The sequence below is a fragment of the Catenuloplanes atrovinosus genome (assembly GCF_031458235.1).
In the GTDB taxonomy this organism is placed as follows: Bacteria; Actinomycetota; Actinomycetes; order Mycobacteriales; family Micromonosporaceae; genus Catenuloplanes; species Catenuloplanes atrovinosus.
Map to the genome: position 1 here is coordinate 971,787 of NZ_JAVDYB010000001.1, position 13,054 is coordinate 984,840.

At 72.7% G+C, this 13,054-nt stretch carries 8 protein-coding genes and 1 pseudogene; 4 read left to right on the forward strand and 5 right to left on the reverse strand.

What is annotated here, in order from left to right; all coding sequences use genetic code 11:
• Window positions 1-4: 4 nt before the first annotated feature.
• From J2S41_RS04340 to J2S41_RS04355, 4 genes are all read right to left on the reverse strand, one after another.
• Window positions 5-316: a hypothetical protein gene (locus J2S41_RS04340; RefSeq protein WP_310363353.1), complete on the reverse strand. Its 312-nt coding sequence runs from the start codon at window positions 314-316 to the stop codon at window positions 5-7.
• A gap of 6 nt (window positions 317-322) precedes the next feature.
• Window positions 323-2,857 (reverse strand): RICIN domain-containing protein, encoded by a 2,535-nt coding sequence (locus J2S41_RS04345; protein ID WP_310363355.1) that lies wholly within the window; start codon window positions 2,855-2,857, stop codon window positions 323-325.
• A 378-nt stretch (window positions 2,858-3,235) separates the two neighbouring features.
• Window positions 3,236-4,639: a sensor histidine kinase gene (locus J2S41_RS04350; protein ID WP_310363357.1), complete on the reverse strand. Its 1,404-nt coding sequence runs from the start codon at window positions 4,637-4,639 to the stop codon at window positions 3,236-3,238.
• 29 nt (window positions 4,640-4,668) lie between these two features.
• Window positions 4,669-5,358: a response regulator transcription factor gene (locus J2S41_RS04355; RefSeq protein ID WP_306832792.1), complete on the reverse strand. Its 690-nt coding sequence runs from the start codon at window positions 5,356-5,358 to the stop codon at window positions 4,669-4,671.
• Window positions 5,359-5,541: 183 nt separating this feature from the next.
• Here J2S41_RS04355 and mgrA point away from each other — a divergent pair, with 183 nt between their 5' ends.
• The 4 genes and pseudogenes from mgrA to J2S41_RS04375 all read left to right on the forward strand — a co-directional run bounded on the left by mgrA (window position 5,542) and on the right by J2S41_RS04375 (window position 10,794).
• The gene (gene mgrA, locus J2S41_RS04360) at window positions 5,542-6,576 is read left to right on the forward strand and encodes an L-glyceraldehyde 3-phosphate reductase (RefSeq protein ID WP_310363365.1); all 1,035 of its coding nucleotides are present in this window, start codon (window positions 5,542-5,544) and stop codon (window positions 6,574-6,576) included.
• Window positions 6,577-6,881: 305 nt separating this feature from the next.
• Window positions 6,882-8,882: pseudogene (thrS, locus tag J2S41_RS04365) on the forward strand (threonine--tRNA ligase); the annotation flags it as partial.
• A 346-nt stretch (window positions 8,883-9,228) separates the two neighbouring features.
• Complete coding sequence (locus tag J2S41_RS04370; RefSeq protein ID WP_310363368.1) at window positions 9,229-10,248, forward strand: pectinesterase family protein; 1,020 nt, start codon at window positions 9,229-9,231, stop codon at window positions 10,246-10,248.
• Window positions 10,249-10,332: 84 nt separating this feature from the next.
• Window positions 10,333-10,794 (forward strand): HIT family protein, encoded by a 462-nt coding sequence (locus tag J2S41_RS04375; RefSeq protein ID WP_310376275.1) that lies wholly within the window; start codon window positions 10,333-10,335, stop codon window positions 10,792-10,794.
• 90 nt (window positions 10,795-10,884) lie between these two features.
• Here J2S41_RS04375 and J2S41_RS04380 read toward each other — a convergent pair whose 3' ends face one another.
• The gene (locus J2S41_RS04380) at window positions 10,885-13,041 is read right to left on the reverse strand and encodes an elongation factor G-like protein EF-G2 (protein WP_310363370.1); all 2,157 of its coding nucleotides are present in this window, start codon (window positions 13,039-13,041) and stop codon (window positions 10,885-10,887) included.
• Between the last annotated feature and the right edge of the window lie 13 nt (window positions 13,042-13,054).

Genomic DNA, 13,054 nt, shown 5'->3' on the forward strand with positions numbered 1-13,054 from the left:
CCGGTCAGGGGCGGCGGCGGAGCGTGGCCAGCGTGATCGCGGTGAAGAGGAGCGTCACCACGCCCGTGACGATCAGCAGCGCGGTCACGGAGGCGTGACCGGCGGTAGGCGTGTCGACGTCGGCCATCCGGACCGGGACGGCGGTGGGGACGGGCTCGGCGCCGGGGGTCGCGTAGACCGGGTCCTGCCAGCAGGCGAGGAAGAGCAGGACGGCCAGGAACAGCAGGATCGCCCAGCGCACCACGCGGCGCCGGGTCAGGAACGGGCCGGCCTCCGAGGTGGAGGCCGGGATCGCGGGAGACCGGCGCGGGCTCATGGACGGCTACCCGGGGAGCGCGGTCCAGGACTGGTGGAGCAGGCCCTCCGGGTTCTGGAGCGCGAGCACGCGCGCGCCGCCGTACCGCTGCTCGCCCAGGCCGACCACCAGGTTGGCGCCGGCCGCGCGGAGCGTGAAGCCGTTGTCGGTGGGCAGCACGACCCAGAGCTGTTCATCGGCCGCCTCCTTGCAGGTGACCTGGACGAGGGGGACTCCGGCGGCGACCTCGCCGCCCAGCGGGACCACGCACTTGTCGGTGACCCGGGAGACGAGCCGGAAGGCGTTGCCGACCCGGCGCAGGCTCCACTGCTGCTGGGTGACGCCCTCGGCGCGCTGGACCACGATCGGCGTGGACTCGTTGGTACGGGCCCCGTAGAGGTGCGCGGCGCCACCGGTGAGAGCGTTGTTGAGCTGGAACCAGCCCTCCATGATCGGGCGGGCGGCCGGCGCGGTCTTGGCGGCCAGCGCGTCCGTGAACCGTTCGCCGTCGCTGGTCAGCACCTGGATGCTGTACTCCGTGCCGGGCTGCAGGCCGATGATCCGGGCCCGGGTCGCCGCGGTGACGCCGATGATCTGCCCGTTGACCGCGACCGTGTAGTGCACCGCGTCCGCGTCCGCGTTCCAGCTGATCCGGGTGGACGTGCTGGTGGTGTCCCGGATCTTCAGGAAGCCGGGTGGCGGCGGTGCGCCGATCGGCGGCTCGCTGGCCAGGCCGGACTCGTCCGGCGGCGGGGCCGGCAGCGACGGCGTCGGCGAGGCGGCGGACGGCGTGGCCGAGGGCGCGGGTGAGGCGGTCGCGCCGCCGCCCACGCCGCCGCGCACCGGCTCCGGCAGGCTCTGATCGTCGTCGTCGCCGGCGTCCTCCGGGTCCTCGGGGTCCTCGGGGTCGTCCTCGCCGCCGGTGGGCGTGGGCGAGGCCGGCGTGGGCGAGGGCGATCTGGTCGCGGCCGTGGACCGCTGCGGCGACGGTGTGGGGCTGACGCGCGCCGGCGGTGCGACGCCGGCCGGCCGGTCGGGCGTCTGCCCGGTGGCCGGTGCCTCGGCCGGGGCGGGCTCGCGGATCAGGAACTCGCTGTTCGCCAGGTTCCAGTTCTGCGCGAGGTAGCTGCCCGGCTCCGGGGCGGTGTTGAAGTAGTCGTCGCCGCCGCAGTCGAGCAGCGCCTCGGCGGACGGGCTCTCGCAGCTGGTACGGACCTCCTCGCCGCTCTCGTCGGCGTAGCACATCAGGTCGTGGTCGTCGAGGCAGTGGCCCATGCCGGTGCCGTTCGGCGCGGTGTCGGCGACGCCGCCGAGCGTGTGCACGAGCTGGTGCGTGGCCATCGGCGCGGACCAGCAGCCGGCGTCCACCCGCGCGTACGACGGGCCGCCGTTGTTCAGGTTTCCCGCCTCGGCGCGGGTGTCCTTGATGAACGTGGCGATGCCGCAGTAGACGTTCGTGTCCGCAAAGATCAGGTACTTCCGGTCGGTGCGGTCGTAGCCGAGCGCGCGCATGCCCTCGAGCGTCTGGTCGAAGCTGCGCAGCCGGTCGGCCGGGAGCTGCACCTCGGTCACGTCCACGCGGCAGTCGGGCGTGGTGACGTAGCGGACGTGGCGGATGCCGCCGGTGCGGGCCGCGCTCGCGGAGAAGATCTCGTCGACCTCCGCGGACCACCGGCGGATCGACGGCAGGTACCGGCTGTACCGGCTGACCGCGTCCGTCGGGTACGCGTAGATGACCTGCACCCGCTTGCCCTGGTAGCCGTCGCCCTCGCAGGCCACGCCGTCGTCGCCCATGGTGAACGCGTCGTCGCCGCTGGCCGGGTCCGGCACCAGCGCGGGCATCGAGCTGGCCGGCACGACCGCGCCCTCGTCGCGCACCACCTCCGCGTCGTCCGGCACGCCGGTGGTGTCCCGGACCGGCTCGACCAGCGGCGGCACGCCCTCCGCGATCGGCGCCACGTCCTGGGTGACCTTGAACGACGGCGGTGCCGGGTCCGGCCCGTACGAGCAGACGTCCTCGGTGCCGTTGACCTCGTAGGCGCCGATGCAGAGCGAGTTGCGGGCGGCCGGTGTGAGCCCGTCGTAGACCAGTCCGTCCTCGGGCTGGCTGGCCGGCAGCGCCGCGATCGGCACCAGGCCGGGCAGCGAGGAGATGCCGGGCGACCACTGGGTGAGCACCGCGGGCATCAGCAGCAGGAGCACGCCGAGCAGCACGGCGCCGGTGGCCAGGTTGATCCGCCTGGGCAGGCGCGCGGTGGCGGCCAGGTCGCGCGCGGCCGAGGTGCGCCGGACGACCTCGCCGTGCCGTTTCGCGGCGCGCGGGGAGACCGGGGCGGCCACCGCGGGACGGCCGCCGCGGTCGCGCCGGATCGCCTGCACGCGCATGAGCTGCGTGCGGCTGGCCCAGGCGGGCAGTTCCTGGACGCGGCGGCGGGCGCCCTCCCGGCGTACCGCCGAGGGGGTCAGGGTCTCGTTCTCCGGCGTCACCTGCGGCGTCGGCGTGAGGCGGTCGCGCAGCGACGTGATCGCCGGGACCACCCGGGCGGTGACCAGCGCGCGCACGCTGTCCCAGCGCCCCTTCAGGCGCGGCTCGGGCGCGCCCGCGCGACGGTGCCGCGCGGACGTCGAGGCGAAGGACGCCGGAAGATCCCGGATGAATGAGCGCGTTGTGGCCGTTCGCCGCCGGGGAAGCTCGCGGTGCGACGACACGCGTGTGATACCTCCGCATGGTGGGCGCGCGACGGGGTGAGGGTTTGGGGGACCGCACCCCGCCGCGCGCGGGTTACACCGGACCGGGGTGTGGGGACGAAATGCGGGCGGTGGTCCGACGTAACCGGATGGGATCGGGTAGAAGACTGCCACCTGGCAGATGGCTGTGGGAATGGGCTTAAGGCGAAACTAAGCAAAGTTTGGATTTCGGATCGTTGGGTGTCCTGCACATCACTCCGAGTGATCCCGCGGGCGCGGCCACCGGGGCCGTCCGGGTTCGCCCGCCAGGCGTCCGACCAGGCCGAACCGGCTGGCCTGCTTGGGTTTGGCCTCCGCGTCGCCGAACAGCATGACCACGCTGGCACCGCCGAGCGACGACCGCGCGATGCTCACCGAGCCGCCGGTGGCCAGCGTGGCCCGCTTCGCGATGTCCAGCCCGAGCCCGGTGGAACCGCGGTCGGACGCGCCGCGCTGCAGCGCCCGCTCCGGGTCCGCGATGCCGGTGCCCGCGTCGTCGACCCGGATCGCGATCCAGCCGTCCCGCCGGGACACACCGATCTCGAACGCGGTGCCCTGCGCGGTGTACCGGAACACGTTGCCCAGCACCGCGTCCAGCGCGGCGGCCAGCTCGGACCGGGGTACCTGCACCGGGATGCGGGTCTGCGCGCCGATCACCCGGTACGGCCGGTTCTGGTCGCCGGCCAGCGCGGACCAGAACGTCATCCGCTCCCGGACCACCTCGCTGGCGTCGCAGCCGCCGTCCTCCGGCGGTGGCGCACCCCGGTCCGCGACCGCGCGCCGGGTGGTGGTGATCAGCGCGTCCACCTCGCCCTCGAGCGTCACGATCGCCTGCCGGATGCGCCGGATGGTGCGCCGCCGGTCCAGCTCCGCCGCGGAGAAGTCGCCGACGCTGGTGTCGTCCGGGTCGAGCGCCTCCGCGTCCAGCCGCAGCACGGTCAGCGGGGTACGCAGCCGGTGCGACAGGTCCGCCACCATCTCCCGCTCGTTGGTGCGCGAGGTGACCAGCCGGTCCGCCATCCGGTTGAACGCGTACCCGGCCTCGGCCAGCTCGCGCGGCCCGGTCGGCTGGATGCGCACGCCGAGGTCGCCGTCGCCGACCGCCATCGCGGCCCGGACCAGCGACCGCGCGGAGCCGACCGTCTTCGCGGCCAGCCGGTCGACGACGAACACGCTGGCCGCGACCAGGCCGAGCGCGATCAGCGCGAGCGTCCACCAGATCGCGGGCACGCCGTCGTTGAGCGCGTGATCGGGCACGAAGACCTCGATCACCGCGGTGTTCTCGCCGACGATCACCGGCTCCAGCCGCAGCGCGCCGCCGTCCGAGTCCACCACGATCGGGCGGCCGGCGCCGACCGTCCGCTCCAGGTCGGCGTCGGAGGCGCGGCCGGTCGCGGACTCGTTGGAGAGCCCGAGCACCACCGGGGTGTCGGTCAGCGGTCCGCTGCCGGCCGCCTCGATCGCGCGCCGCACGCCCGCCTCGTCGGCCTGCGCGGCCAGCGCGCCGGCCACGATCGCACTGCGCCGGCCGGCCTCGGTCAGCGCGCGCTCGCGTGCGTCCTCCCGGACCTGGACGGCCAGCGGGATCACGAAGACCAGCGCCGCCACCGCGGTCATCGCCGCGCTGACGTACGCCAGCCCGGCCCTCAGTCCGGTGCCACCAACCGGAATCCGACCCCCCGCACGGTGCGCAGGTAGCGGGGTTTCGCCGCGGACTCGCCCAGCTTGCGACGAAGCCAGTACAGGTGCACGTCGATCGTCTGGTCCTCGCCGACCGATGGCTGTCGCCATACCTCCTCCAACAGCTCCCGGCGGGACACCACGCGGCCCGGGCGGGCCGCGAGATAGGCGAGCAGGTCGAATTCCTTGCGGGTCAGCGCCAGCGGCGCGCCGTCGAGCTGCGCGGAGCGCTCGCCGACGTCGACGCGCAGGCCGCCGACCTGGTGCACGGCCGGCTGGGCCGTGCGGGTGGCCCGCCCGGCGCGGCGCAGCACGGTGGTGATGCGCGCGTCCAGGTGGGCGCCGGTGAACGGCTTGACCATGTAGTCGTCCGCGCCGGAGCGCAGCAGCCGGACGATGGACTGCTCGTCGTCCCGCGCGGTGGCGATGATGATCGGCACGTCCGTGATGCCGCGCAGCATCCGCAGCGCGTCCGCGCCGTCCAGGTCGGGCAGCCCGAGGTCCAGCACGACCAGGTCCGGGGTCTCCGCGGCGACGCGGCGCAGGGCTTCCAGCGCCGTGCCGACGGCATGGACGGCATGCCCACGATCGGCGAGGCTGCGCAACATCGCACCCCGCACGACGTGGTCGTCCTCGACGAGCAACACCGTGGCCATGCGAAGAACGTACTTGGCGTGGCAAGCGTCGCGGCGCGCAGGGCATCGATGTTGTGGGATGAGTCAGGAAATATCAGGCGATAAAGACCGGTCCATCGGTACGGATTTCGACCGCTCTCCCGACCCGCCGCCGCCGTTCGGCGTACCCCTGCCGACCGGGGGACGAACTGCTAAGAATGCGGAATGACCTACATTCCGGCTCCCGACCGTTATGACGGCCCGATGCGGTACCGGCGCACCGGGCGTTCCGGACTCGACCTGCCGGTGCTGTCACTGGGGCTGTGGCACAACTTCGGCGACGACGTGGCGATCGAGACGCAGCGGGACATCGTGCGGCACGCGTTCGACGCCGGCATCACCCACTTCGACCTGGCCAACAACTACGGGCCGCCGTACGGCGCGGCCGAGCTCAACTTCGGGCGGCTGCTGCGGGAGGACCTGCGTCCGTACCGTGACGAGATCGTCGTCTCCACCAAGGCCGGCTGGGACATGTGGCCGGGGCCGTACGGGCAGGGCGGCGGCTCGCGCAAGTACGTGCTGGCCAGCCTGGACCAGTCGCTGGCCCGGCTCGGGCTGGACCACGTCGACACCTTCTACTCGCACCGGTACGACCCGGACACGCCGCTGGAGGAGACCGCGACCGCGCTGGACACCGCGGTGCGCTCGGGCCGGGCGCTGTACGTCGGCATCTCCTCCTACGACGCGGACCACACCCGTGAGATGGCCGGCCTGCTGCGCGGGCTCGGCACACCGTTGCTGATCCACCAGCCGTCGTACTCGATGCTCAACCGCTGGATCGAGACCGAGGGCCTGCTCGACGCGGCGGCCGAGGTGGGCGCCGGCGTGATCGGCTTCACCGCGCTGGCCCAGGGCCTGCTCACCGGCAAGTACCTGGACGGCGTGCCGTCCGGGTCCCGCGTCGACCAGGGCAAGTACACGATCGACGACGACCGCGTGGCGCAGCTGACCGCGCTGAACGAGATCGCCGGCCGCCGCGGGCAGACGCTCGCGCAGCTGGCGCTGGCCTGGGCGCTGCGCGACCCGCGGGTGACCTCGCTGGTCATCGGCGCGAGCAGCACCGCCCAGCTGGACCAGAACATCGGCGCGCTGGCCGTCCCGGACTTCTCCGGCGAGGAGCTGGCGGAGATCGACAAGGTGCTGGCCACGAACACCACCTCGGTGGACGAGTGGGAGGACGCGCGCCGCGGCACGCTCTGACCCGGCGCCGGGCCGGACTCCGGCGGCCGGTGGGTACAGCCCGAAACCACTGCTGCCGGACATCCGCCGGTACGCGGACACCGGCGCCGTCGCGGCGCGGGGCCGGTGCTCGCCCGCCCGCCGCGCGTGCGGGAGGATCGCGCGCGGGAAGCGTACGACCTGGCCGACGCGCCCGGGGCGGGTCCGGCGGCTCGGTCCGTGCGGCGGCCCGGACCGCGCGAGGCAGGAGCGCGTCCCTCGTCGGCGGCGGCGTGCGCAGCGATAGCATCGGTGGGTTACTCGACCGACCGAACGGAGATCCCACCGTGTCCGCACCGACATCGAAGCCCGCTGAGACGGACCAAGTCGTCGTCCCGGCCGGGACGACGGCGGCCGACGCGGTGGCGGCGATCGGCCTGCCGCTCGCCGGCCCGAAGGCGATCGTCGTGGTCCGCGACGAGCACGGCAAGCTGCACGACCTGGACTGGTCCGCCGACCACGAGACCGTGATGACGCCGGTCCCGCTGGACTCGCCGGACGGGCTGAACGTGCTGCGTCACTCCACCGCGCACGTGCTCGCCCAGGCCGTGCAGGACCTGTTCCCGGAGGCGAAGCTCGGCATCGGGCCGTACATCCGGGACGGTTTCTACTACGACTTCGACGTGGCCAAGCCGTTCACGCCGGACGATCTCGGCAAGATCGAGAAGAAGATGCAGGAGATCATCAAGAGCAACCAGCGGTTCCGCCGCCGGGAGTTCTCCTCCATCGAGCAGGCCCGCGAGGAACTGGCCAACGAGCCGTACAAGCTGGAGCTGGTCGGCGAGGCCGGCGCCGGTGGCTTCGACGCCGAGGAGATCATGGAGGTCGGCGGCGGCGAGCTGACCATCTACGACAACCTGGACGCGTCCGGCGAGAAGGTCTGCTGGGGCGACCTGTGCCGCGGCCCGCACCTGCCGAACACGCGGCTGATCGGCGCGTTTAAGCTGCAGCGCTCCGCCGCGGCCTACTGGCGGGGCAGCGAGAAGAACCCACAGCTCCAGCGGGTGTACGGGACGGCCTGGCCGACCCGGGACGCGCTCAAGGCGTACCAGAAGCTGCTGGAGGAGGCGGCCCGCCGCGACCACCGCAAGCTCGGCGCGGAGCTCGACCTGTTCTCCTTCCCGGACGAGATCGGCTCCGGCCTCGCGGTGTTCCACCCGAAGGGCGGCATCATCCGGCGCGAGCTGGAGAACTACTCCCGCGAGCGGCACGAGACGGCCGGCTACTCGTTCGTGAACACGCCGCACATCACCAAGGGCAGCCTGTTCGAGACCTCCGGGCATCTGCAGTGGTACGCGGACGGCATGTTCCCGCCCATGGAGGTCGAGGGCGCGAACTACTACCTCAAGCCGATGAACTGCCCGTTCCACAACCTGATCTTCCGGAGCCGCGGCCGGTCCTACCGTGAGCTGCCGCTGCGCCTGTTCGAGTTCGGCAGCGTCTACCGGTACGAGAAGTCCGGCGTGATCCACGGCCTCACCCGGGTGCGCGGCATGACGCAGGACGACGCGCACATCTACTGCACGCCGGAGCAGATGGGCGACGAGCTGAAGTCGCTGCTAACGTTCGTGCTCGACCTGCTGCGAGACTACGGCCTGGACGACTTCTACCTCGAGTTGTCCACCCGCAACCCGGAGAAGTCCGTGGGTACGGACGAGAACTGGGACCGGGCCACCGAGGCGCTGCGGATCGCGGCCGAGGACTCCGGCCTCGAACTGGTCCCCGACCCGGGCGGCGCGGCGTTCTACGGCCCGAAGATCTCGGTCCAGGCGCGCGACGCGATCGGCCGCACCTGGCAGATGTCCACCATCCAGGTGGACTTCAACCTGCCGGAGCGGTTCGACCTGGAGTTCGCCGCGTCCGACGGCTCCCGCCAGCGGCCCGTGATGATCCACCGAGCGCTGTTCGGGTCGATCGAGCGCTTCTTCGGCGTGCTCACCGAGCACTACGCGGGCGCGTTCCCGGCCTGGCTGGCGCCGGTGCAGGTGGTCGGCATCCCGATCCGCGAGGACCACGCCTCCTACCTGGAGGGCTTCATCTACCTGCTGAAGGCCGCGGGCATCCGGGCCGAACTGGACGCGGGCGACGATCGGATGCAGAAGAAGATCCGTACCGCGCAGCAGCAGAAGATCCCGTTCATGGTGCTGGCCGGCGACGACGACGTGGCCGGTCAGACCGTGTCGTTCCGCTACCGCGACGGCTCGCAGCGCAACGGCGTGCCGCTGGACGAGGCGGTCCGGCACGTCTCCGACATCGTCCGCTCCCGCACCAACGTGCCGCCGTCGGCGAACCCGGTGGCGGAGCCGCCCGCGCCCGACACCAGCGCGGCCGACCTGGAGGAGCGGACCATGCAGGAGGTGACGGCGCTCGCCAACCAGGCGGCCGCCAAGCACGCGCGGTGACGTCGTGACGCGACGGGCCGGGGCGCGTGACCCGGCCCGTCGCGCGTTTCCGGGGCGTTGCAACAAAGCTGCACATCGATGTCATTGACCGTGTCGCCGGGCGCGCGTTAGCGTCGTTCCAGGTGCGCGGGTAAGCGCTTTCCCTCGGTGTCGCGGTCCCGCCGGCTCCACGTGTTCACCGCTCAGTCCCGTGTTTCCGCGCCGCGTTCGCCCACCCCGGAGGAGCACGCCCATGCGCCGACGGACCATCTTCACCGCGACCGGTGCCGGCGCGCTCGCCGCGCTCACCGGCGCACCCCCCGCGTTCGCGGCCGCCGGGCGCGACGGCCTCACCGTCGCGCCCGGCGACAGCCTCCAAGCCGCGGTCGACGCCGCGCCGCCGGGCCGGCCGTTCACCATCCGGCTCCGCCCGGGTACGTACCGTGGGCAGGTCGTCATTCCGGCCGACCGGCCGGGCCTGACGCTGATCGGCCTCGGCCGGCGCCCCGCGGACGTGCTGGTCGTCGACGACCGCGCCAACGGCACGCCCAACCCCGCCACCGGTGGCACCTGGGGCACGTCCGGCAGCGCGTCCGTCACCATCTCCGCCGACGACGTGACCGTCCGCAACCTCACCGTCGTGAACGCGTTCGACGAGGCCGCCCACCCGGAGATCTCGGGTCACCAGGCCGTCGCCGTGCTCACCCGCGGCGACCGGCTGGTCTTCGCGCGCGTCGCGTTCCTGGCCAACCAGGACACGCTCTACGTCAACAGTCCCGCCGCCACCACGATCTCGCGCGCGTACTTCCGCGACTGCTACGTGGAGGGCGACGTCGACTTCATCTTCGGCCGCGCCACCGCGGTCTTCGACCGCTGCCGCATCCACTCCCTCAACCGCCGTCTCGGGTACGTGACCGCCGCCAGCACCGACGCCGGCAACCCGCACGGGCAACTCTTCACCCACTGCCGCTTCACCGGCGACGCCCCCGCCGGCACCGTCTACCTGGGCCGCCCCTGGCACCCGGGCAACGACCCGAACGCGATCGGCCAGACGATCATCCGCGACTCCTGGCTCGGCGCGCACATCCGGCCCGGCACCCCGTGGTCGGACTTCGGCACCTGGCCCTGGACCGAGGCCCGCTACGCCGAGTGGTGCAATCTGGGCCCCGGCGCCGGTCGCGGTCCCGCGCGTCCGCAGCTGACGTCGCCGCACGGCTACGACGCGCGCACGTTCCTGGCCGGTGCCGACGGGTGGCATCCGCGTACCCCATAGGATCGCTGCGTGGGAGAGACCTTCATCAGCCCGGTCGAGACCGGCGAACCCGACGATCTCGACCGGCTCTGGACCCCACACCGGATGACCTACATCGCCGGCCAGGAGCGCCCGTCGGACGGCTGCGCGTTCTGCCTCGCGCCGGGGCTGCCGGCCGCCGACAGCCTGGTGGTGGCGCGTGGTGCGCTGGTCTACGCGGTCCTCAACCTGTATCCGTACAACCCCGGCCACCTGCTCATCTGCCCGTACCGCCACCTGCCCGACTACACCGACCTGACGGTGGAGGAGACGGCGGAACTCGCGGTCTTCACGCAGACGGCGATGCGCGTGGTGCGGTCGACGAGCAGCGCGCACGGGTTCAACATCGGCATGAACCAGGGCTCCGTGGCCGGGGCCGGCATCGCGGCGCACCTGCACCAGCACGTCGTCCCCCGCTGGGGCGGCGACGCCAACTTCATGCCGATCGTGGGCCGCACCAAGATCCTGCCCCAGCTGCTGACGGAGACGCGCGACCTACTGGCGCGGGCGTGGCCGGCCACCGGCTGATCGACGGTTTCGGCCGCCGCCGTCGGCATCGTGCTCCCGACGACGGGGCCCGAGGCGCCACACCCGCCCCGGGCCCAGACCTCACCCACCTCACGCCGTGGCGTGTTCCTTCTTCACGGCATCCGCCAGGTGGGACGGCATCGGGTCGTAGCGGACGAACGCACGGCTGAACGTCCCGGCTCCCGACGTCATCGAGCGCAACTCGACCGCGTACCGCACCAGTTCCGTCGCCGGGACCTCCGCCCGGATCAGCGTCCTGCTGCCGTCCGGGTCCGCGTCGCTGCCCATGACCCGCCCGCGCCGGCCGGACAGGTCGCTCATGACCGCTCCCACGTAGGCGTCCGGGACCCGGATCGTGACGTCGTCCACCGGTTCGAGCAGCGTGATCGTCGCCTTCTCGGCCGCGTCCTTCAGCGCGAGCGAGCCCGCTGTCTGGAACGCGGCGTCGGACGAGTCGACGCTGTGCGCCTTGCCGTCGAACAGCGTCACCCGCAGGTCCACCACCGGATAGCCGGCCGCGATGCCGCGCTCCATCTGGGCGCGCACGCCCTTCTCCACGGACGGGATGTAGTTGTGCGGGACCGCGCCGCCGACCACCTTGTCGACGAACTCGAAGCCGGAGCCGGGTGGGAGCGGCTCGACCGAGATGTCGCAGACGGCGTACTGGCCGTGGCCGCCGGACTGCTTGACGTGCCGGCCGTGGCCCTTGGCCGGGCCGCCGAACGTCTCGCGCAGCGGCACCCGGACCGGCTCGGTGTCCAGGTCGGCGCCGCCGGTGCGCAACCGGTCCAGCACCACGTCCGCGTGCGCCTCGCCCATGCACCAGAGGACGAGCTGGTGCGTGTCCGGGTTGCGCTCCAGGCGCAGCGTGGGGTCGCCCGCGACCAGCCGGGCCAGGTTCTTGGCGAGCGCGTCCTCGTCGGAGCGGGACTTGGCGACCACCGCCACCGGCAGCAGCGGCTCCGGCATGTCCCACGGCTCGACGAGCAGCGGCTGTTCCTTGGTGGAGATGGTGTCGCCGGTCTCCGCGCTGCCGGACTTGGTGATCGCGCAGATGTCGCCGGCGATGCACGCGCCGACCTCGCGCAGCGCGGTGCCGAGCGGCGAGTAGATGTGCGCGATCCGCTCGTCCGCGTCGTGGTCGGGGTGGCCGCGGGAGGCGAGGCCGTGGCCGGAGACGTGCACGACCTTCTCCGGGGTGAGCGTGCCGGAGAAGACGCGGACCAGGGAGACGCGGCCGACGTGCCGGTCGATGGTGGTCTTGACGACCTCCGCGACGAGCGGGCCGTCGGGGTCGCAGAGCAGTGGCTCGCGGGCGGAGCCGTCGATGCCGGTGACGGTGGGGAGGTCGTGTTCGAGCGGGGAGGGGAACGCCTTGGTGAGCAGCTCCAGCAGCGCGTCGAGGCCGACCCGGTCGGGCGCGCAGACCGGGACGACCGGGTAGAAGTGGCCGCGCGCCACCGCCTTCTCCAGGTCGTCGATGAGCACGTCCACCGGGATCTGCTCACCGGCCAGGTAGCGGTCCATCAGCGTCTCGTCCTCGGACTCCGCGATGATGCCCTCGATCAGCTCGTTGCGGGCCTCCTCGATCGCGCCGTAGTGCTCCGGGTCGGGGTCGCGGACCTCGGGCGGGTAGCCGTTCGTGTAGTCGAAGACGCGCTGGGTGATGAGTCCCATCAGGCCGGTGACGTTCTCACCGTCGTCGTCGAGCATCGGCAGGTAGAGCGGGAGCACGTTGTCGCTGAAGACCCGCTGGCAGAGCGCCACGGTCTCGTCGAGGTCGGCGCGCGGATGGTCGAGCCGGGTGACGGCGACCGCGCGCGGCATGCCGACCGCGGCGCACTCCTCCCAGAGCGCGGCGGTGGCCGCGTCCATGCCGTCGACCGCGGAGACCACGAACAGCGCGGCGTCGGCGGCGCGCAGCCCGGCGCGCAACTCGCCGACGAAGTCCGCGTAGCCGGGGCTGTCGAGCAGGTTGACCTTGATGCCGTCGTGCATCAGCGGCGCGCAGGCGAGCGTGACGGAACGCTGCTGCCGTATCGCGGCCGGGTCCTGATCGCAGACGGTGGTGCCGTCGGTCACGGTGCCGGTGCGCGGAACCGTGCCGGTCGCGGCCAGCAGCGCCTCCACCAGAGTCGTCTTGCCGGCGCCGGAGTGACCCACCAGCACCACGTTGCGTACCCTGCCGGGTTCATCCACCACCGGCGCACTGCCGGTGACCGCCCTCTCCTGCGTCTTCTGCGCCATGATGCGGCGCACC

What these genes read in the sequence shown, in the direction of transcription:
- J2S41_RS04340 (WP_310363353.1), bottom strand. Translation starts at nt 316, where the DNA reads ATGAGCCCGCGCCGGTCTCCCGCGATCCCGGCCTCCACCTCGGAGGCC.
- J2S41_RS04350 (WP_310363357.1), bottom strand. Translation starts at nt 4,639, where the DNA reads ATGACCGCGGTGGCGGCGCTGGTCTTCGTGATCCCGCTGGCCGTCCAG.
- J2S41_RS04355 (WP_306832792.1), bottom strand. Translation starts at nt 5,358, where the DNA reads ATGGCCACGGTGTTGCTCGTCGAGGACGACCACGTCGTGCGGGGTGCG.
- mgrA (WP_310363365.1), top strand. Translation starts at nt 5,542, where the DNA reads ATGACCTACATTCCGGCTCCCGACCGTTATGACGGCCCGATGCGGTAC.
- J2S41_RS04370 (WP_310363368.1), top strand. Translation starts at nt 9,229, where the DNA reads ATGCGCCGACGGACCATCTTCACCGCGACCGGTGCCGGCGCGCTCGCC.
- J2S41_RS04375 (WP_310376275.1), top strand. Translation starts at nt 10,333, where the DNA reads ATGACCTACATCGCCGGCCAGGAGCGCCCGTCGGACGGCTGCGCGTTC.
- J2S41_RS04380 (WP_310363370.1), bottom strand. Translation starts at nt 13,041, where the DNA reads ATGGCGCAGAAGACGCAGGAGAGGGCGGTCACCGGCAGTGCGCCGGTG.